The sequence below is a fragment of the Allorhodopirellula heiligendammensis genome (genome assembly GCF_007860105.1).
GTDB lineage: Bacteria > Planctomycetota > Planctomycetia > Pirellulales > Pirellulaceae > Rhodopirellula > Rhodopirellula heiligendammensis.
Genome location: NZ_SJPU01000001.1, coordinates 1,542,208 through 1,563,654 on the forward strand (window position 1 = coordinate 1,542,208; position 21,447 = coordinate 1,563,654).

Below are 21,447 nucleotides of genomic sequence, written 5' to 3' on the forward strand. Positions count from 1 at the left end.
GGTTTAAGCCGCGTTCTGCTGGGAGTCCTGCGGGATCGATTGCATGCCCAACAGTTCGATCGTCCGATGATAGGCGCCTCGATGCTGGTCGACGATTTGTTGGGCTGCATGCCCCAAGGAATCAGCGGCGGGATGGTCATCGAGACATCGTCGCACAAACGCCGTGAGCTGTTCCTCATCGGCAACGCGGACGGCGCCATGACCGGCGATGAGTTGCTCGGCGATGGTGGAGAAGTTTTTTGTATTGGGGCCGAAGGAGACCGCGCAGCCGTATCCTGCGGGCTCCAGCATATTCTGGCCACCGCGGTCACCAAAACTGCCCCCCACGGTTGCGATGTGCGCGACGCCCCACCAGTGGCGTAACTCGCCAATCGTATCGACGAGAATGACCTCCTCGCCCTCCCACTCGTCATTGAATTGACTCTCGTTCTGGCTACGGCGGATGACCCGATCGCCACTCGCTACCACTAATTCTGCGACTTGGTTGAACCGTTCCGGGTGACGAGGCACGAGAATCAGCCGCAGTTCGGGATGCTCAACACGCAGGCGTTGATAGATTTTCAAGGCCATCGCCTCTTCACCCGCCTGCGTGCTGCCGAAACACCAGACGCGGTGCCAGGGGCTTACGCCGGCCCAGTTAATCCGCGCATTGACTCCAGGGGTATCACGTGAACGGGGAGCATTGTCAAACTTCAGCGATCCGGTCACGCGAGCTCGATCGCGATCAACCCCGCAAGCAACGAAGCGATCCGCCGTTTCTGCATCCTGACACCCCACCGCAGTCAGCGACGCAAACGTCGGCCGCAATAGCCACGCAAACTTTTGGTAGCGTCCCGCACTACGCTCGCTAAGCCGACCGTTGATCACGGTAACGGCGCAGTTAACGCGAGTTGCAGCAGTAACCAGGTTGGGCCAAAGCTCGAGTTCAGCGAGCACTAACTGACGACACTTGAGATTCCGCAATGTGCACTGCACTGCCCACGTAAAATCGAGTGGGCAGAAAAACACGCGTTCCTGGCCAAAATGCTTGACCGCGAGATCATATCCAGTATCAGTCGATGCGCTGATCACAACTGCCGTATGAGGCGACCGCGCGGATAACAGTCGCGCAAGCTCAGGTAACAGATTGACTTCACCCACGCTCACCGCGTGCAACCAAATCGACTCGTCGCTACCGGCAAGAAGTTCGGACGCTCGCCGCTTTGACACACCGAAAAGTTTCTCGGAGACACCCCGGCGGTAGCGTCCGTACCGGACGATTCGGTAGAGAATGACCGGCGAGAGCAGTGTCAGAGCGATCGCGTAGAGGAGATTGAGAAACATCCGTGTTCCCTTGAGAGTCGCGTAGTTTTTAGGAGATATCGAAGGACGTCAACTTCACGAGGACGACGGACAAGCTTCCCCGGAGGGATAGCTGCACTCTGCCGAGAACGTCAGCCTCCTATACCATTTTTCTCATACAGCAGGATTTGTATTTCTTCCCGCTTCCGCAAGGGCACGGTGAGTTGCGACCGATACGCGGTTCGTCTTTCCGGATTGGTTCCGGTTTGACTTCCTCGCCATCGCCACGCCCCTCGCTACCGGAGGCCGCTCGTTGGGCCGCTGTGTCGCTGGGCATGCGGGCGATCGAACCGGCTTCATGAGCGTCATCATGGCGAGGTCGAGCATCGACCCAGGTGCTACGAATGAACGCCTCATTGAAAGATTCCATGCGGAAGATCAATTCGGAAACACGCTCTCCGATCGAGCCCCACATCGTCTCAAACATCCGCATCCCTTCGCGTTTGTACTCGACCTTGGGGTCCATTTGAGCGTAGCCCTTGAGCCCCACGCTGCTGCGCAGGTGATCCATTGTCAGCAGGTGGTTCTTCCAGGCATCGTCGACAATATTGAGCAGAATCTGCCGCTCCATTCGCCGCATCTCTGGATAGAACCGATCATCCACGGCCCCTTGAACGGCGAGTGTCAACTCAGCCCGATCCATGCGCGACAGATCCTCGACAGTCGTTTCGTGATCGAGCTCCCTGCCGAGCCACTCAACCAGCGATTCTAACTGGCCACTGTCGCCACTGGCGAGCAAGGCGGTGGACTCATCATCTGCACCTGAGAATAGCTCAGCAACCTTCGCAATGGCTTGCTCCTGTGCGGCCACGGACTGGCTCGCAGTTGATTTGCTGTGCTGGATCAACTGCAGCTTCAGGTCATCGCGATTGAGTTTGATCTCATCAACTGATAATTCTGTATTGAAGCGACCTTGGACCCATGCAATCAAACCTTCACGATCGAGCGAGACCTGCGTCCCCTGTTTCTCCGTGAATCGTGAGATACCTGTGAGCACCGGGTACTCAGCTTCCTTCTCGGTGTAGGCGGCTTCCGCACGCTGCATCAGCGTGTCGGATACCTTCCGGCTGTCGTCGACGTCACGGAACTCGTCCGGCGTCGTTTCGATGCCGAATTTGTTTCGCATCCAAGCACACAGGACCCTCAGGCCGTACTCTGCGTCGAGCAGCGGCTCGCCTTCGCTCAGATCGGTGCTGGCGATCAAGGCGTGTGCCTTTTCGACAAAATCGTCGAGCATTTCCTCGCGATCAAGATTCTTGAGCTGGTGATCTTGATAGTTCGTTTGCAGCCGCGTGTTGGCCCACGTTGCCATTGCTTTCCAGTTCCATTCTTCTTCCATGCCACTGGGCAGGTTCTCTTCGACGGCTTCGGCGATGGTGACCTCGGATTTCCGTTCCGCTTGATCCTTCGCGTAGCTATCGGCCATCTCGAAATCCATGTTCGAGAAATCGCGTGCGTCGAGCTGGCACTGAAGCTGCGTGCCGGCGTAGTTGGCGAATGTCTCGATACCGTAATTAGGTTCGAGGAAGGTATCGACGTGGGATTCGATCTCAGCCCGGATCAGGCCGAGAATCATATTGCGTGAGGAGTGACCATCAAGCAGATTCTGACGATAGCGATAGACGCGTTTGCGTTGCTCGTCCATCACTTCGTCATACTCGAGCAAGCTTTTTCGAATTTCAAAGTTGCGCTCTTCAACCTTCTTCTGTGCTGCAGCGATGCGACGGGTGACGAGCGATGACTCGATCGCCTCACCTTCCTTCATACCCATTCGCTCCATCACGCTCTTGACGAAGTCGCCGGCGAAAATCCGCATCAAGTCATCTTCGAGAGACAAGAAGAAGCGACTACCGCCAGGATCACCCTGGCGACCACAGCGACCACGCAACTGCAAGTCGATCCGACGCGATTCGTGGCGTTCGGTACCGAGCACATACAAGCCCCCGAGATCGCGTACGATCTCCCCTTCGGCACTCATCTGCTCTTGCTCATCGATCTCGTCGACGAGCTTCTTCCAGACGTCATCCGGCACTTCTAGCCGAGTCGGATAGGTATGTTGCAGTTGAGCCCAGGCCATCGTCTCAGGGTTACCACCGAGAATAATATCGGTTCCGCGTCCAGCCATGTTGGTGGCGATGGTAACCGCGCCGATGCGTCCCGCTTGAGCGACAATTTCAGCTTCGCGACCGTGCTGCTTTGCATTGAGCACGTTGTGAGTGATGCCCCGGGTCTCGAGCATATGGCTGAGCCGCTCGCTCTTCTCAATGCTGACCGTACCTACCAAAACCGGCCGCCCAGCACGCTCGATCTTGACGATCTTCGCACGAGCAACACTCTCAGGCTGCTTCTCGTTTTTAGGCACGATCATGACGGCATCATCCGCCTCGCTTTGGATCTTGCCCCAGATTTCGCTCCCGTCCTTGAGCGAGACGACGTCCCACTTGTGGGCGCGTTCAACGTCGTCTGCGATCGCGCGGAATTTATCTTTCTCGTTGAGGTAAATCAAATCAGCATGCTCGATCCGTTGCATTTCCCGGTGAGTGGGAATGGCGACCACGTCAAGCTTGTAGATCTTCCAGAATTCGTCCGCTTCGGTCATCGCCGTGCCGGTCATCCCCGACAGTTTTTTATACATCTTGAAGATGTTCTGCAGCGACGCGGTGGCAAAGGTTTGAGTCTCTTGCTTGATCGGCACGCCTTCTTTGGCCTCACAGGCTTGATGCAGCCCATCGGACCATTGACGGCCTTCCATCAAGCGGCCTGTGAATTCATCGACGATGACAATCTGTTGGTCCTTGATGACGTAGTTGACATCGAGCTTGTAGAGGTAGTGAGCCTTCAGCGCGTTGTCGATCAGGTGCGGCCATTCCATGTTACCGGCGGTGTAAAAACTCTCGACACCAGCGAGTTCCTCTGCCGCGCGAACGCCTTCGTCGGTAAGCGTGACGTTGTGCTGCTTCTCATCAACGGTAAAGTGCAATTCCTTTTGCAGCTGCCGGGCAACACGATCGGCGTCGGCGTAACGTCCAAGATCTAGATCGGCTGGGCCGCTGATGATTAAGGGAGTTCGCGCTTCATCAATGAGGATATTGTCGACTTCGTCAATGATCGCGTAGTTCAGCGGGCCTTGGCACTGTTGGGCATCGCTGGGGAACCGGTCGTCGCCTTTCGCGGCCGGACGCATGTTGTCTCGCAGATAATCGAATCCGAACTCATTGTTGGTTCCGTAGGTGATATCGCACTGGTACGCCGCCTGTTTCTCCTGCGTGCTCATTCCAGACTGGATCGCATTGATCGTCAGTCCGAGATTCATGCAGAGAGGTGCCATCCACTCCATATCACGACGAGCGAGGTAATCGTTGACCGTGATGACGTGAACGCCCTTGCCTTCGAGGGCATTGAGGTACGCAGGCAGCGTCGCGACCAGCGTCTTTCCCTCACCTGTCACCATTTCGGCAATCCCACCAGCGTGTAGCACCATGCCACCAATCAGCTGGACGTCATAATGGCGCATGTTGAGAAACCGCTTGCCGCCTTCTCGACACACCGCAAAGGCTTCCACGAGGAGGTCATCGAGCGTCTCCCCCTGGCGCAGTCGCTTGCGGAACAGCTCGGTTTGCGCACGTAACTCTTCGTCTGTGAACGCTTCGTACTTAGGCTCCAACGCGTTGATTTTTTCGACACGCTCTTGAAGCTTGGCGACATGCCTCGCATTGGCCGAGCCGAAGACGCTGGTGGCGGCCTGGCCGACCCGTTCGAAGGTTCCGCCGAAAACGAGACCGAGTAGGTCCCAAAGACGCTCGAAAATGGACATAGAGTTTTTTTAAGGGGTGAAACGCGTTGGTTGTAAAGGGTCTGACCCCTTTGCGGATAGGTTCTTTCGTAAACCGTGCCAGTGTTCCACGTTACGGGTTTGGCGAATTTCGGTCAACTGCGATCACATCCCGCTCGCGGCGACTCGCCCAAACCCGAAAGTTGTCTACCGGAGTCGATTTGGCATGAATTTTGACCAGCTGGGGCAGAGTTTGCAAACGCTGGGCCAGACTCTCCATCGCAAACCGCTCGCTGGCATAGTGTCCGAGCATCACGAGCGTTATCCCCGTGTTTTCCGCTTCCAGACACGTGTGAAAGGTGGCCTCGCCGGTAATCAGCAGTTCACAACCAACCCGACCGGCGGCCCCTACGAAACTGCCACCACTGCCACAAGCAAAGCCGATTCGCCGCACGGGTCGCTGCGGATCTCCTACCATTCGCGGCCGCGTCGCTCCCGAAAATTCCGCAGCGAGCTTTAAAATTTCATGCGCAGAGCGCCAGTCGGGCAGATCCCCATACCGCCCCGCCCCGAGCGACCTATCTCCCCTATTCTTCGCACTGCCCTCATCCTTCTCAATGTAGCCGTCCCATGCCGCCGGTCCGAGTTGCTCACCCGCCCCGCCCAAGTTCGGCTTGGGTATCAATGCACCCACCCCTTTCACCCTCAACGCGTCACACCACTGATCGTTGATCCCCCCGGGCGCGGAGTCATAGGCAGTATGGGCGCTATACAGAGCCGTCCCGTTGCGGCACAGTCGCCATACCAGTTCACCGGCGGCTGAATCCACCGTGATTTTTCTCAGCGGCTGAAACGGCAATGGGTGATGAGCGATGACGAGGTCAACATTTTCCGCCTCGGCTTCGTCAATGACCGCGGGAGTGACCGTCAAACAGGTCATCACGCGCGTGGCCGTTGCCGTCCGGTCACCCAGCAGCAAGCCGACGTTGTCCCAGTCTTCGGCGAACCGCACCGGAGCAAGCTCAGCCATCGCCTGGCAAAAGTGTTGGATTTGCATGAATCGTCGCTTCAAGTCAGGAGGATAATGCCGTCCAAAATTTTCACGAGCCGTTTTGGCGTTAACCATGGCTCTCGGTTCCTAGCTGTCAAAACCGGGGCTAGCGCCCAAACGGCTCATTCAGCGTGAATGCCATCAAAAAATAAAGTTTGGCGGTGGGAGGCGTCGTGAGGATCGGCAACAAAATCCACTACGATGGAACGACGCGTGCTTGGTCACGCCGCAGCGGGCTGTATCCGGCCAGCGGCCCCAGATCGGCGGGCTCGTCGGTGGGGGCGGACAGGAAGGTGCGGTAGTATAGCGCAAGCAGGAGTAAATCGAAGTCGACGCTAGGGACAAAATCGAACCTCTCGATCAAAGGGATGGCGAGATGACGTGCGATTTCAGCACGGCGACCGGGTGTCAGGTAATGACGCCGCTCAACATAAATTGCCAGCGTCCGCGCCATACTCCGAGAAACGCTGTAGTCCCCTGGGATGAATGAGGCCAATGGCGCCACTCGTGGATCCTCCACCTTGGCAATCGGTAGCCGCCATGTTTTTTCATCGACGATTACCATGGTCCCGGCCGCAATGTCACCGAGCCGCTGCATCCGTCGCGTGCAGATCACACTGATTAGCCCCACGATCCCAGTGGGAATGAAAAATACAGGCGGCACGTCTACGGCGAGCTGAGGGAGAGCCGCCATCGGGGCCATGTCGGCGACCCGCAATAGATTCCGCACAATCGCGCGCCGACCAGTGATCGGGCATCCATCGATGTCGATCACGCGGATACCAAACATCCACTTGCCGACCGTGCGGCCATTGAAATAGGTCTCCATCGAGGCCCCGTAAAACCAACTGATCACAAAGTAGCAGACCAGAACTGCGCCCACGGCGAACGCCCCCAGGAGTTCGATGGCCAGTGTCCCGACCAAGAACCACAGCACCATCACGATGCAGAACATCATTCCATAACGCACCAACACGTCGATGACATAGGCTGGCAGCCGCCGAAATGGCCCCGCCAGCTGGTACTGAAAAGCAATGTTCTCAGGCGTCACCACCTCGATCGTGGTATCGAGCGGACGCACTGAGCTCTCACCGACTCCCAGCATCGATGCATCTGAACGCTGTTCCGACTCCCTGATGCGATCAGCGAGATCGGGTTCTGCGGCAACGGTGACGGCACGTGGGGAGGCGGTGGGCATGGTGCCAATTTACACGAAATGACTTGTTCGCGAGGGGCGTGGGACAGCCCACTCACCGGTCTCATAAAAACAAACTCATTTGGCTGGGGCGTTTGGCAGGGACGTTTGGCAGGGACGTACGGGGTCGAGTCCCTGGTCCCCAAGGACTCGATCCCGAGGACTCATTCCCGCGTCTCCTGGACTGGCGTCCCCAGCATAGAACTTTCGTCTCGTGGGGGGACGCTGAGGAGGCATCTCGCTGGGGCGACTCTGTTAGCATGACCGAGTCGCGACACGAGCCTGGAGCGGACATCCATTTCGCCGGGGCGTTTTTCACGCTAAGTTACTTATCCAACAACTTCGGTGCCCTCCCCAGCACCTAGAAAATCATCCGAGAGGATCTCGATGTCATCACCCGCAGTCGATCCAGTCGCTGGTCCCGAAACCGAATCGGGCAAGTCGTCATTCACTTATCGCACCCGACCCGCTGCATCGCCCGGCATGCCCAGTGGGATTCCCTATATCATTGGGAACGAAGCCGCCGAGCGATTCAGCTTCTACGGGATGAAGGCCATCCTGACGATCTTCATGGTCGAGTATTTGCACTGGATGGGTACCAGCGCGCCGGCGGCAACGGCAGGGATGAGCAATGCTGAGGCCACCGAGCATTTCCACACCTTCACCGCCGCAGCCTATTTCTTTCCCGTTTTCGGGGCACTGTTGGCCGACGTCTTCCTGGGCAAGTACCGGACGATCTTATATCTCTCGATCGTGTACTGCGTCGGCCACGCGGCCCTGGCCCTGATGGGATCGCCGCCGGTGAACGCGGGTACGTGGCTGTTCATCGGTCTCCTGTTGATCTCGATTGGATCGGGTGGCATCAAACCATGTGTGTCGGCCAACGTCGGTGACCAGTTCGGGAAAGCCAACCAGCATTTGCTTACGAAAGTATACCAGTGGTTCTATTTCAGTATTAACCTCGGTGCATTCGTCTCCACCCTCCTGACACCGTGGGTGCTGCAGCACTACGGACCGCACTGGGCATTCGGCATTCCTGGCGTGCTGATGGCCGTGGCCACCCTGCTGTTCTGGTTAGGCCGAAAAGAGTTTGTCCACATCCCGCCCGGAGGAATGGCATTCGTACGAGAAACGTTCAGCTGGACCGGCATTTCCGCGATCCTCAAGTTGATGATTATTTTCTCATTCATCGCGGTATTTTGGGCGCTATTCGATCAAACCGGCTCGTCGTGGGTACTGCAGACGAAGAGTCTCGATCGAACGTTCTTAGGCATGACGTGGCTGGAATCACAAATCCAAGCCGTTAACCCCATTTTTATCCTGACGCTCATCCCGCTCTTCCAGTTCGTCATTTATCCGCTGGTCAATCGTGTCTTTACGCTCACCCCCATTCGCAAAATCTCCATTGGCTTGTTTGTGATGATGGGTGGCTTTGCGATCGTGTCGGTGCTCCAAGAAAAAATCGATTCAGGATTGGAACCTTCGCTCGGGTGGCAGTTTTTTGCCTACGTGGTGTTAACCGCCTCGGAAGTCATGGTGTCGATCACGGGTCTAGAGTTTGCCTACACGCAAGCCCCGAAGAACATGAAATCAATCGTGATGGCATTGTTCTTACTGTCTGTCTCGCTGGGCAATATCTTTACCGCTTCGGTCAATCACTTTATCCAAACCCCTGCGGTCACCGGCCTCGTCAGTGGCCTTGCTTCCGCTCAGCTCACGCCGGGGACGGAGATCACCGAAGGTGGTTTCACGTCGACCGTGCTGCCACTGGAAAATGACGATGCCCAAATCCGGCAGCTCTCCATCGCGGGGCCTGATGGCAAGACTGGGACTGACGACGACGTCGTGATCAGCGTCGATAACGAAGGTGTCATGCAATCCATGACGAATGCGTCCAAGCCCATTTTTGAAGCTGCCGCCGACAAAATCGAAAAGGCATTCTTCGATGGGGCGAGCGCGTCCGCTGATACGCTGCCAAGTATCACGCAGATTGACAGTTTGTTGGAAGGTCTGCAGGACGCTCATGGCAACCCAATTCAATACAAGTTGATTTCTCGAGACCGCTACCAGCTCGCCTCCGCCGGTGCTGATGGCGTCGAGTGGACGAAGTGGGACGAAACCTTGACAGGAATCCTGCAACGCCCCAATGACGACGAGGAACAGGATGCGTACAGTTGGCTGGAACGCAAAAAGATCGAATTGCTCGGCCAAGATGACCCCGCCAAGATCGCTGCAGCGAAAGCGAAGATCGACCAAGAACGCGGCGGTGGCACGGAGTCGACATTCTCACGCGACTATGCCATCGGGGGCCGCGTGCTGCTCGAAGGCGCCGACTACTTTTGGTTCTGGACCACGTGCATTTTCGTCGCCGCGGTCATCTTTGTTCCGGTCGGTTACTTCTACAAAGAGAAGACCTATATCCAGGACGACACCGACGGCCCCCTCGACGAACGCTCCACCGCTGAGGAGTCGTTGGTATCATGATGCGATTGATCGCTGAGAGCCCTCTGATTGTCGCGGTGGTGCTCGGCGTGCTCGCGGCGGCACTGATCTACGGATGGCTGCAAACGGGACGCAAGCCGCTGGCCATCATCGGGTTGATCGTGGCGTGTCTGATTCCCATCGCCTGGATCGTATCAGAGAACTGGGTGACCGATCGGGAACAGATCGAACAGTTGATCTACCAGACGGCTGACGCAGTGGAAGCGAACGACTACGAACGAGCGGTCGCCGTCATCGGCGACGAGGCCACTCGCCAGCAAGCGCTCAATGAATTGCCCCAATGGGAATTCAGCCAAGCCGATGTCGGTCGTATCCAAAGCATCCGTTTGATCGACGATACTCTGCCCATGCAGGCCGATGTGGACATGACCGTCAAAGTCGAGGTCAGCAGCAAGCGAGGCGGACTGCAACAACTCCGCGTTCCTCGTCGACTGCTGTTGACCCTCGAAAAACGCGCAGACAACGCGGACCAGGTCGGCGGCGGATGGGTCGTAACGAAGTATGAGCATATGTCAATCGTTGGTGGCCCTGACAACTTTTCGACCCAGCCGAAATAGATCCCACACCCTGCAAGTTTTCAATGACGCCCCCTCGCTTCATCTCGTTCGACGGCATTGATGGTGTCGGTAAATCAACGCAAATCGAACGACTGGCTGAATACCTTCGCGATCAAGGAACCGATGTACTGGTCGTCCGTGACCCCGGAACGACTGAGATCGGATCAAAACTACGTGAGATTTTGCTCGATGGCAGCATGTCCATGCACCGGAGAACCGAAGCGATGCTGTTCATGGCGAGCCGCTGTGAAATGATCGAGACGGTGCTGCGGCCCGCCCTCGCCGCAGGCAAGACGGTCATCTCGGATCGTTTCCTACTCGCCAACGTAGTCTATCAAAGTACCAACGACACGCAGGGAGTGCCGCAGGTTGCACCCGAGATCCTGTGGAAGATGGGGCACCTCGCCTGCGGTGGACTGCACCCTGACCTCACCCTACTATTGGATCTACCCGTCGATCAAGCGTACGGACGACTCGGTCAGAAAGTCGACCGGATGGAGGCTCGAGGCCGCGACTATCTCGATCGCGTCCGGCACGCATTTCTACAGCAACTGCCCGCCACAGGTGGCCGGAGTGTCGTGGTCTCGGCAGCGGGCAGCGTCGAGGAAGTAGCTGAACGAGTGACTCAGGCGGTGTTCGCAGGCCAAACTTCCAGCCAGTCGTAGGGACTTGCGACAGGCTCGACGGCTGTTCTATGGACATGCGGCGAAGGCCTGCGTCAGATCCGCCTGCAAGTCTGCAAAATCCTCCAAGCCCACCGATAACCGGATTAGTGAATCGGTGATTCCGTATTGAGCCCGATCCTCCGGAGCGTATGATGCGTGCGACATCGTCGCAGGTTGCTCGATGAGCGACTCGACCGCGCCCAAACTCACCGCGAGGTGGAACAATCGCGTGCTGCCACAGAACTTCTTGACTATCTCCAGGTCACCGTCGAGCTCAAACGTAATCATGGCGCCAAAACGCTTGGCCTCATCGGGCAGGCCCGCGTCGAATAGGTCGCGTGCTCGCGCCGCTTGCGGGTGCGACGCCAAACCGGGATAGAGCACCGATCGGACGCGATCATGTGATTCCAACCATGCCGCCAATTTCATGGCCGTGGCGGACTGTTCGCGCACTCGCAGGTCAAGCGTTTTCAGGCCTCTCGAAATCAGGAAACAAGTCATCGGATCGAGCACCGCGCCGGTCGCGTTTTGGATGAAGTACAACCGGTCGTAAAGCTCTGCGTCGGCGACCGCAAGCGTGCCACCTAAGCAATCACTATGGCCGCCGAGATATTTCGTGGCTGAGTGCATGACAATGTCGACGCCCCATTGGAGCGGGCGGATGAGGGCCGGCGTGCCAAAGGTATTGTCGACACCGAGCAACACGGCATGCTGCTTCGCAATCTTCGAAATGGCGGGCAGATCAGGAATCGTCATGCGCGGGTTACCAATCGTTTCCGCCCAAATTAATTTGGTTTCCGGCCGAATCGCTGCTGCGACAGATGTCACATCGGTCATGTCGACCAACGATACTTCGATGCCGCTGGCGTCACAGATCCGGTGCAGCAAGCGATAAGCACCTCCGTAGATATCCGTTCCAGCGACAACATGATCGCCCGATCGCAGCAGCATCGTGACGGTATGAATGGCAGCCATGCCAGAGGAGAACGCAAGCGATCCGGTGCAACTCGTGGTTTCAGAACTTTCGAGTGACGCAAGTGTTTTCTGCAACGCGGTACGAGTTGGATTGCCGCTGCGAGAGTAGTCGAATTGCCCCCACTGCCCTGCCCCGGGCTGACGAAAGGTGCTCGCGAAATGGACCGGCGCCACGACCGCGCCCGTGGCAGGATCGACTTCGCCACCGACATGAATCGCCCGGGTGCGGAAACCAGCGGAGGAGTTGTCATTCGACTGAGAGTTGGGGTTATTCATTTTCGTTCAATCTCCTTGAGAATTGAGGGCAGTCCAAAGCGGCAATCAATGATAGTGACAGGGTGCACCCGCATAGCCTAGAGGGCCGTTGATTTACTAACCCGACACGCCAGCGAGGCAGTTTATCTCGTCTTTCGCTAGCGATTCAGGTTCACGTTCGTGCATCCAAATAGTGACAGCGGCTCGCTTAACAGGCCGGTAGAACGCACGAACTATTTTCCATCGGATGGCAATTGCCAAATCTGATCAACCTGCTCGAGTTCTCGCATTTCGCCATTCATTTCCACGTGAGGCTTTCCTTCACGGCGGGTGAGTTCTCTCCACTCGCCAGCAATATGAACCGCATAGTCCTTGCCGGGGCCCATGCGGTGGTCGTATCGACCATCCATGTCACTATCGACAAAGTGGATTGAGTCTAGTCCTGTGCCCGTCACGTAAACGTAGGAATCGAGCGTGCCGTCGCCGTCCTCGTCGATGACAGTCAAGTGCCGCCCGTCCTTTCCAAAAACTGAAACAGTATCCACCGCATCTTGATCCGCGTCATGGGAGAATAACACGAGCGGCCGGTGCGTTCTGGAACGGGGATAACAAAGCGCGTCGGAAGAATGCTCTTTTGCAGTAACCAAGGCAAAGTCTCCTACGACGGAACTTTCTGCCGATTTCATCCAAGCAGGCAACACTTCCTGTAGCGATACGGGAATGCTGCTTGCGAAAGTCTTGTTCTCTTGGGAAACAGTGCGTCCGCTCGAAAACACGGACGCAGTCGCTATCCCAAGTGCAAAGCAGACGAGACTCACCACGAGATGGGAGAGACACCGCTGGGACCACTGGGGCATGTGCATGGACTTCGCTGGACACATTTGGTTCGATCGAAAGGTGAAACGAGGAAATCAAGAGAACGTTCACTGTGCGCGACTGCAATAGCACGCGAGTTGCGTTAGGCCACAACTGACGGATGCCCGAAAAAAATTTCAAACTCTTTTCAGCAGACCCTAATGCCAGCGAAACAGTAATCGAAGCGACGGATGTCGATTTTAGACAGCGATCCGCAATGAATTGGACGATCATGTGTATTGAGTTGACGTGCTGCGGCGGGTCCTGGCTGGCGAAACGGACTGGTCATCGCTGAGTCCCTCTGCCTGGAGTGACTTGTACCCCAGAATCTACCCGTGTCCACCGCAAAATGAACGCCGGCAAGCGTCCAACCGCAAATGAGCCCGACCTCGACAACTCCAAAAATAGCCGTCATCCCACCGGGACGAACGGTGCAGACCCCGGTGATGCTGAATTGGCTGGTGTCGGCATCGTATTTTTCGCTTCAAAGCTCATCCCTGGTGCGGGGCGGGTGAACGTTGCTTCTGAACTCGGGGCGCGAGCGTATTATATGGGGTTGTCACACACTATACTTTACTATCAGTACGGCCTGATGGTCGATGAAAGCACTGGATGGGACATTCATGGCTATGATCTTTAATACATCACGACGTCGTAGGCTACTAAAGTTCGAAGCTGATTTACTACAAATAGCTTTGGCAACGCTGGTGGTTCTGACAATGACACCTGGGTGTGAAGTCCCGGCGGTGATGAGTTCACTGCTTCCGACTGCCACCTTTCATGAGAAGCTCAATTTGCATGCAGTTGACTTCTTTGAGGATGAACAAGTCGTCGAGCTATGCGAAGCCATTGAGGACAATGATCTCGATGAGATGAAGCGATTGATTGCGGCGGGGGTTGATGTCAATACGATCGGCAAGGGTGGCGTAACCCCTCTGTTCTGGGCTTTCCCCGACAACCAGCTCGAAAGATTTGTACTCTTATTGAAAAAGGATGCAGATCCCAACGTCCGTCTCACTTCTGATCTGGGTTTGCCAAACGTCTTTCGATCGGGAGATACGGTGATGCATTTGGCCGCTCGATCGCAATTCCCAACACAATTTCTCGAGGTGATGAAACATGGGGGTGATCCCACGGTGCCAGGCAGACACGGTGACACCGTTTTACACGAGATTATCAGAGCTGGGGTGCGAAATGCGCATGAACGAATCGCGGCGGCAGTCGCCAAGGGAGCGGATATCAACGCGATCGACCATTTGGAAGCGACACCCATTGAAACTGCCGTAGGACGATTTGGACAATACGACCTGGCGATCGAGTTGCTTGAAATGGGGGCTGACCCCACGATCGCAAGCGATGAACGACTCGGAAATACCATTCACTCAGTTTTGGCGAATAAGCGTTCGGTCGACAATGGAAAGGGCGTGATGTTCCCGCGTGAATATGCCGCCATAGAGCGATTCCTCGCTGCTTTGCAAGTCAAAGGCTACGACGTCGATCAGGCACAGGAGGATATCGAACGCTGGGCCGAGCTTTCGAAGCAAAACCCTGCACGCCCCGGGTGGTTTCGCAAGAATGAAATATTGCGACTAAAGAAGCGGAATGCGAGGGTTCAAAAAGCAGAACAGCATGCGACCGAACAAAGCAGCGGAAAACATGTCGAGAAGGCTGATGCCACTCAATGAAACATCTACTAGCTTTTGTCATGAGGCGATGAGGACGGTCAGTTCAAAGAGACCGGCACCTCGTCCACGGAGATCACGGGTACGCCCACAGGAAATGCAAATGTCTTTCATACATATTCTGCGATTTCAAACACTGCTCGTGTCGTCAGTTTGTATGCCAGCAGCAGCCTGGTGTTCAGAAGATGGCTGCGGTTCTGGGCCTGCTGTTTCAGCGGCAGTCCAAGTCGATGCCGGCGACACTTCTAGCAGCAGTTTAAGCCGCGTGTATCTCGATCTCGACATTGATAGCGACAACAACGATGGCTTGTTGCTGCCTTACAGCCTATTAATTTTCAACACGCTCGCGCTATCTTCTATGCTTCACATTTTGGAGAGGTATTGATGGCACTTGGCAAGCGAAGGCCAGAACGGTAGGACACGTTCTGGGTCACTGCCGATAAACTCAGCAATGGACCGCGGAACGTTTTCTACGACCGGCTCGATCAGTTACTCGCCGAGATCGATTTCGACGGCAAACTGGAGTTGGCAGTCAAGCCGTTTTATCAGAAGACGGGACGCAAATGCCTTCCACCGGGCATCTATTTCCGCATGATCTTCATCGGCTATTTTGAAGATATCTCCTGCCAGCGAGGCATCGCGTGGCGGTGCGACGACAGCCGATCGCTGGCTCGATTCCTTGGCTACGGCCCCGGTGAATCCATGCCCGATCACAGCACACTGTCGCTTACCCGCCAACGACTGCCGATGGAGATCCACCAGTGTGCCTTTGAACTGATTTTGCAAGCGACCCGTGACAACGGACAGCTTCGAGGCAAGACGAACGGCGTCGACGCAACGGACCTCGAAGCCAACGCATCACTCAAGAGCATCGTTCGCAAAGACAACGGCGATGATTGGCGGGCCTACCTGAAAAAGCTCTACGAAGAAGAGACAGGCAAAAGCGATCCATCTTCCGTATCCTAGATCGCCATAACAGTCCAATCATCGAATCAATGACCGATTGCTGGTCCGCTTCAACTCAGACAGGACCAATTTCATCCAAAGCCTAAGTTCGCTGGCCGATGACCAGTGACTGGGCGTAAATCAACAGGCGGTCAGCCCACGACTGACGGATGCCCAAAAAAATTCAAGCTCTTTTCAGCAGACCCTAATGCCAGCGAAACAGTAATCGAAACGACGGATGTCGATTTTAGACAGCGATCCGCAATGAATTGGACGATCATGTGTATTGAGTTGACGTGCTGCGGCGGGTCCTGCCTGGCGAAACGGACTGGTCATCGCTGAGTCCCTCTGCCTGGAGAGACTCACATCCCAGAATTTATCCGTGTCCACCGCAAAATGAACGCCGGCAAGCGTCCAAACCGCGAATGAGCCCGACCTCGAAACTCAAAAAATAGCCGTCATCCCACCGGGACGAACAGTGCAGGCCCACGTTTACAGAAAGCCGCACGTCACTCACGTCTCTGCCCAGATGCGAAGAAAAATCTAGTTTTCTAAAGAATTTCCTTGGCATGGGGCGTTCGCTTCCCTAGGGTGGGGGTTGTTGGGTGTGTGGTCACCGTTGGCAGCGGCTTTCAGAGAGCGTGGGTCAATCATGAAAACAAAATTTTCAACCTGGAAACGCGTTTCTATTTCTTGGAGAGATCTCGGCACCTCCAGGGGACTTCCGGCAAAGGTCTCTCCACCACGAGATTCGCGGCGGAGGTTGAGTGTTGAAACACTTTGCCCACGGCAGATGCTCGCCGCTGACTTGGGCGATCAGCAGGACCCTCTTCCGGCGAACCTTACGGTCGTTCATACGGAAGTCGCACCGCTCGAAGGAGATGTCAATTTCGATGGTACTCTGACATCCCTCGATGCCCTCGAGGTGTTGAACTCAATCAACGATCCCAACGCCTTTCCAGCGAGTCCCAAAATGGACTTAAACCAAAATGGAAAGGTCGATTTGGATGACTACGCACTCGTGCTGTCGGCAATTGAATTGCAGAGTCACGCCACGAGCGATGACCAAACGCGATCCGGGGGAGACTCGGTTCCCATGGGCGGGGCCACGCAATTGACGAGTGCGTGTGACGCCGATGAGGTGCTGTTATCAACTTTGCTATCGACTCGCGAGAATTTGGAGAGCCAACTTGCAGACGCAACAATTCCCTCTGAGATCAGTGGGTTGGGTGACCAAATTGCAGCGGTCGATTCATCGATCGCACAGGTTCAAGCGAGATTGGATGATTGCGATGCATACGGTGGAGACGGCGAGGAGGATGTCGATGGGATGACTGCGGGTACGCAGGAAGATCCGTATAGTGGTGACCCCAATGCTGGTGAAAATGGAACCACCGGAGCCACGACGGGTACGAACGACGATCCATACTCCGGGACCAATGGAACGCTGGCGGCAAACAGCGGTACCGATTACAGTGCCTCAACTTATGGCTCAACTGTGGGGTCAAGCCCTGGTTCAGGCTATGGATCCACCGCAGGTACAACGAGCGGATCAACCATTGACACCGGCGGCACGACCTCGGGCACGACCGATGGCGGCGGCTATGGAACCACGTCAGGGACGAGCACTGGGACTACGACGGGCTCAACCATCGACGCCGGCTCAGGTGCCTCCGACGGCTCGACGAGTGGAACTTCCTCAGGAGCCACCGCTTCGGGAACAACACCAGGTACGACCATCTATGGAACCAGCGGAAGCACTTCGGGATCCAGTGAGGGAACGACGTCGGGTTCTACAGAGCCCACCACTTTTGTCATCGCAGGCTTAAGAGCGGGGATGTTCAATGACTTTCTCGATGGTGATGAAGCACCTCGAGTGGTGCGCGAGGGGAAGAATCTCCGCGTCGCTGGATGGGTAAATGGTCCTTGGAGCGAACGTCCCGCACCTGATCTCACCGTATTTGCAGACATCAACTTCGATGGGGACTTCGACGACGATGGTGAAATGGTGCGTTTCAAATCAGGTGAATTTGGGGCGCGATCGAAAGATTACGGTCTCTATGATCAGTACTCTGGATTTGACGCGTACTTTTCGATAATCGACGATGGCATATCCGAGGTTCAGAACGGTGTTCCTGGAAATAATACTCCCTCGGACGATGTCGAAATTCGCATCGAGTTCACTGGCGAACTGATCGAAAAAACAGCGGAGGTAAACAACGTTCAGCCGCTATTTACATCGCGGCCCAGCGTGACCACTGAAACGGCGTCGAACGGGTCGAAACTTCTAGTGGTTTCTTCCGCTCTGTGGGATCCTGGTGTCATGGATCGTCACCATGTCAGCGTAAAATGGGCGGACGGGACAACCTCAAACGCTACGGATGAGTCGACGACCGTCGATCCAGTCACACTTGAATACCTGCCAACAAAATGGAAAATAATTCGTGTAGCACGACCGATGCCCACCGACGGTCAACCACTCTACCCGATCACCGTCACGCTCCACGATGACGACAAGGGCGACACCAGCTATTTGATTCAAACCAGTGACGTCAGCCGGAACAACGACGATGACAACACGAATGGTATCGAAGATCTCTTCGAAGGGGGATTCGTCTTAGACGACGATGTCGTTGCACTGGAGCTTAGTTCGATCACGGGCGATCATGTCGCTGCTGCGAACCAGCCGGTGGAGGATCCACCAGCAGGAGATGAACCGCCACAGGACCAAGGGGCATCGGAGCCCGAGGGCAATTTTTATCTTGGCTACGATACTCAGCAGATCAAGCTTTGGGACTCCCGGGAAAAGAATATTCAGTATACGCCAGGTGAGCAAAAGGACGTCGACCACCCGTACACTGGCGAGTCGGACGTATGGATTGAAGGGATTGGCGTGGGCACCACGCGAATCACACTAAGCTGGCAACCCAGTTTCGGCGAAGATGAGCCCCCTGACTTCGAGCAGGAGCGGAACATCCTTCTCGGTCATATCAACGTGACTGTGTGGGGCATCGATCTCGACATCGACAGCGATAACAATAATGGCTTCAATTATCCCGACAACTCTGAATGGGAGGAATATATAGAAGATAGCGAATACGGGATTGGAAAACTCGTATACCCGGATGCTTCTCATTTTGTTCCCGTTCGCCTACGTTTGCCGGCAGGACTCAATTTGGAAAGGAACGCTAGCACAATCTCTTTCGATTTTGAAGCGGCGGGTGCTTCTGGCGTGGTTAATATTTGGAACGTAGCGAAAGCTGCGACACGTATGAATATGAATATCCACGAAGGCGGAAACCGAATCTATGCACACGATTCGTATTCGCTTACGGACTTGAACTATGATCCTGGGACAGGTGGGATTACGGTTTTTGTCCAAGGTGCAGACGCGTTTCCACGCCACGCGAAAAAGAAAGGCATTGACGATGCCGGCAAACCTGATGATCGAATTAAAGTGATCCTAAGTTTACCGGGCACTGCACCACTGGCAGACGAGGTGAAGTATATGGTTGTTGACGTCGGAACCTTCTACCCAAACCTTCAAGATCGTGAGCAATTACGCAATGCAATGGCTTCCGAAGGTGTGTATGAGCAAGCAGACCTGCCTCAATTCGCACTAAGACTGATCAGTGAGGCTGAACTTCGCGAACTCGGCATGTCGTGGTCGATTACTCAACTCATTGGTGAACCCGAGTCAGTACCAGGGTTCAAGAACGCAATTTACCTGGACTACGTATCGCGCGCGTATGTTCTGGCGTTCGCAGGAACGGACGACTACGACGACATTTTAGTTGACGTTTGGCAAGGCATTGGTGGCTTTACGGAACAATACCAAGCAGCAATGGATATTGGTTTCGAGTTTGCGAGAGTAGCAAAACGCGTCGATGCTGACCATATTGTCACCGGTCATTCTCTTGGCGGTGGTCTCGCTAGCGCGGCAGCAGTCGTTGGCAATTTCCGTGCAGATACATTCAATGCTGCTGGACTGATGGAATCTACATTATTCGAACGTGACCAAGATGGTGTTCGCATTGAGGGCTTAGAACAATTTCCTGGCTCTGTCGAGCGGTTTCGAAACCCATCGATGTTGATCGACGCCTATTATCTTGATTGGGATATTTTAAGCTTTGTTCAAGACTACAGCCCCGCAGTTATCCCTAGCGCCATCGGAAGAAGATACAAAATGGACGGACCCGTTGATGCTCAATTGGCAGGTGTCGGTATCGTATTTTTAGCTTCAAAGCTCATCCCTGGTGCGGGGTGGGTGAACGTTGCTTCTGAACTCGGGGCGAGCGCTTATTACATGGGGTTGTCACATACTACACTTTACTATCAGCACGGCCTAATGGTCGATGAAAGCACTGGATGGGACATTCATGGCTATGATCTTTAATACATCACGACGTCGTAGGCTACTAAAGTTCGAAGCTGATTTACTGCAAATAGCTTTGGCAACGCTGGTGGTTCTGACAATGACACCTGGGTGTGAAGTCCCGGCGGTGATGAGTTCACTGCTTCCTACTGCCACCTTTCATGAGAAGCTCAATTTGCATGCAGTTGACTTCTTTGAGGATGAACAAGTCGTCGAGTTATGCGAAGCCATTGAGGACAATGATCTCGATGAGATGAAGCGATTGATTGCGGCGGGGGTTGATGTCAATACGATCGGCAAGGATGGCATAACCCCTCTGTTCTGGGCTTTCCCCGACAACCAGCTCGAAAGATTTGTACTCTTATTGAAAAAGGAAGCAGATCCCAACGTCCGTCTCACTTCTGATCTGGGTTTGCCAAACGTCTTTCGATCGGGAGATACGGTGATGCATTTGGCCGCCCGATCGCAATTCCCAACACAATTTCTCGAGGTGATAAAACATGGCGGTAATCCGACGGTGCCAGGCAGACACGGTGACACCGTGTTACACGAGATTATCAGAGCTGGGGTGCGAAACGCGGATGAACGAATCGCGGCGGCAGTCGCCAAGGGAGCGGATATCAACGCGATCGACCATTTGGAAGCGACACCCATTGAAACTGCCGTAGGGCGATTTGGACAATACGACCTGGCGATCGAGTTGCTTGAAATGGGGGCTGACCCCACGATCGCAAGCGATGAACGACTCGGAAATACCATTCACTCAGTTTTGGCGAATAAGCGTTCGGTCGACAATGGAAAGGGCGTGATGTTCCCGCGTGAATATGCCGCCATAGAGCGATTCCTCGCTGCTTTGCAAGTCAAAGGCTACGACGTCGATCAGGCACAGGAGGATATCGAACGCTGGGCCGAGCTTTCGAAGCAAAACCCTTCGCGCCCCGGGTGGTTTCGCAAGAATGAAATATTGCGACTAAAGAAGCGCAATGCGAGGGTTCAAAAAGCAGAACAGCATGCGAATGAACAAAGCAGCAAAAAACATGTCGGGAAGGCTGATGCCAGTCAATGAAACATCTACTAGCTTATGTCATGAGGCGATAGGGGATCCAAGTTTACGGATATTGAGGATCGAGAATATCTGTTGGTATCGCAGATGCTCGTTCTCATTAGTTTTCAATGTATGCTTTTGACTGGCAGAATATTCTTGAGAGTACCTTGAGTTGCCGAGGATGTACTAGGGTTTTGAACGAACAAGGCACTTCAGAGGGATAAAATGGAGT

The 21,447-nt window shown here is 55.0% G+C and carries 14 protein-coding genes and 2 pseudogenes; 10 read left to right on the forward strand and 6 right to left on the reverse strand.

Features of this window, described 5'->3' with window-relative positions; translation table 11 throughout:
- Positions 1 to 3: 3 nt before the first annotated feature.
- The 4 genes from Poly21_RS05835 to Poly21_RS05850 form a co-directional block, all read right to left on the reverse strand.
- A complete protein-coding gene (locus Poly21_RS05835; RefSeq protein ID WP_146405979.1) occupies positions 4 to 1,323 on the reverse strand; it encodes a 3-deoxy-D-manno-octulosonic acid transferase in 1,320 nt (439 codons plus the stop codon).
- A 118-nt stretch (positions 1,324 to 1,441) separates the two neighbouring features.
- Positions 1,442 to 5,155: a preprotein translocase subunit SecA gene (locus Poly21_RS05840; protein ID WP_146405980.1), complete on the reverse strand. Its 3,714-nt coding sequence runs from the start codon at positions 5,153 to 5,155 to the stop codon at positions 1,442 to 1,444.
- 91 nt (positions 5,156 to 5,246) lie between these two features.
- Positions 5,247 to 6,170: a Nif3-like dinuclear metal center hexameric protein gene (locus Poly21_RS05845; RefSeq protein ID WP_146406898.1), complete on the reverse strand. Its 924-nt coding sequence runs from the start codon at positions 6,168 to 6,170 to the stop codon at positions 5,247 to 5,249.
- Between the two features lie 190 nt (positions 6,171 to 6,360).
- Positions 6,361 to 7,269 carry an RDD family protein gene (locus Poly21_RS05850; protein ID WP_146406899.1) on the reverse strand — a complete coding sequence of 303 codons (909 nt, stop codon included), beginning with the start codon at positions 7,267 to 7,269 and terminating at the stop codon, positions 6,361 to 6,363.
- 477 nt (positions 7,270 to 7,746) lie between these two features.
- On the opposite strand from Poly21_RS05850, the gene Poly21_RS05855 reads away from it, so the two are divergent.
- From Poly21_RS05855 to tmk, 3 genes are read left to right on the forward strand one after another with little or no spacing between them, the layout of a single operon-like run.
- A complete protein-coding gene (locus Poly21_RS05855) occupies positions 7,747 to 9,843 on the forward strand; it encodes a POT family MFS transporter (RefSeq protein WP_146405981.1) in 2,097 nt (698 codons plus the stop codon).
- Positions 9,840 to 10,418 (forward strand): hypothetical protein, encoded by a 579-nt coding sequence (locus tag Poly21_RS05860; protein WP_146405982.1) that lies wholly within the window; start codon positions 9,840 to 9,842, stop codon positions 10,416 to 10,418. The genes Poly21_RS05855 and Poly21_RS05860 overlap by 4 nt, the downstream gene beginning before the upstream one ends.
- A gap of 23 nt (positions 10,419 to 10,441) precedes the next feature.
- Positions 10,442 to 11,083, forward strand: a complete 642-nt coding sequence (tmk, locus tag Poly21_RS05865) for a dTMP kinase (RefSeq protein WP_146405983.1) — start codon at positions 10,442 to 10,444, stop codon at positions 11,081 to 11,083.
- 27 nt (positions 11,084 to 11,110) lie between these two features.
- Here tmk and Poly21_RS05870 read toward each other — a convergent pair whose 3' ends face one another.
- On the reverse strand, positions 11,111 to 12,334 hold the full coding sequence (locus Poly21_RS05870) for a trans-sulfuration enzyme family protein (protein ID WP_146405984.1): 1,224 nt from the start codon (positions 12,332 to 12,334) through the stop codon (positions 11,111 to 11,113).
- A gap of 212 nt (positions 12,335 to 12,546) precedes the next feature.
- Positions 12,547 to 12,891, reverse strand: coding sequence for a hypothetical protein (locus tag Poly21_RS05875; protein WP_146405985.1), 345 nt, complete (start codon positions 12,889 to 12,891; stop codon positions 12,547 to 12,549).
- Positions 12,892 to 13,517: 626 nt separating this feature from the next.
- On the opposite strand from Poly21_RS05875, the gene Poly21_RS05880 reads away from it, so the two are divergent.
- From Poly21_RS05880 to Poly21_RS05905, 7 genes and pseudogenes are all read left to right on the forward strand, one after another.
- On the forward strand, positions 13,518 to 13,808 hold the full coding sequence (locus tag Poly21_RS05880; protein WP_146405986.1) for a hypothetical protein: 291 nt from the start codon (positions 13,518 to 13,520) through the stop codon (positions 13,806 to 13,808).
- Between the two features lie 109 nt (positions 13,809 to 13,917).
- Complete coding sequence (locus Poly21_RS05885; RefSeq protein ID WP_146405987.1) at positions 13,918 to 14,853, forward strand: ankyrin repeat domain-containing protein; 936 nt, start codon at positions 13,918 to 13,920, stop codon at positions 14,851 to 14,853.
- Positions 14,854 to 14,953: 100 nt separating this feature from the next.
- Complete coding sequence (locus Poly21_RS05890; RefSeq protein WP_146405988.1) at positions 14,954 to 15,235, forward strand: hypothetical protein; 282 nt, start codon at positions 14,954 to 14,956, stop codon at positions 15,233 to 15,235.
- 86 nt (positions 15,236 to 15,321) lie between these two features.
- Positions 15,322 to 15,816 (forward strand): annotated as a pseudogene (locus tag Poly21_RS05895) (transposase); the annotation flags it as partial.
- 772 nt (positions 15,817 to 16,588) lie between these two features.
- Positions 16,589 to 16,810: pseudogene (locus Poly21_RS28220) on the forward strand (dockerin type I domain-containing protein); the annotation flags it as partial.
- An 822-nt stretch (positions 16,811 to 17,632) separates the two neighbouring features.
- Complete coding sequence (locus tag Poly21_RS05900) at positions 17,633 to 20,191, forward strand: Tle-like phospholipase domain-containing protein (RefSeq protein WP_146405989.1); 2,559 nt, start codon at positions 17,633 to 17,635, stop codon at positions 20,189 to 20,191.
- A gap of 109 nt (positions 20,192 to 20,300) precedes the next feature.
- Positions 20,301 to 21,236, forward strand: coding sequence for an ankyrin repeat domain-containing protein (locus tag Poly21_RS05905; RefSeq protein ID WP_146405990.1), 936 nt, complete (start codon positions 20,301 to 20,303; stop codon positions 21,234 to 21,236).
- Positions 21,237 to 21,447: the final 211 nt, after the last annotated feature.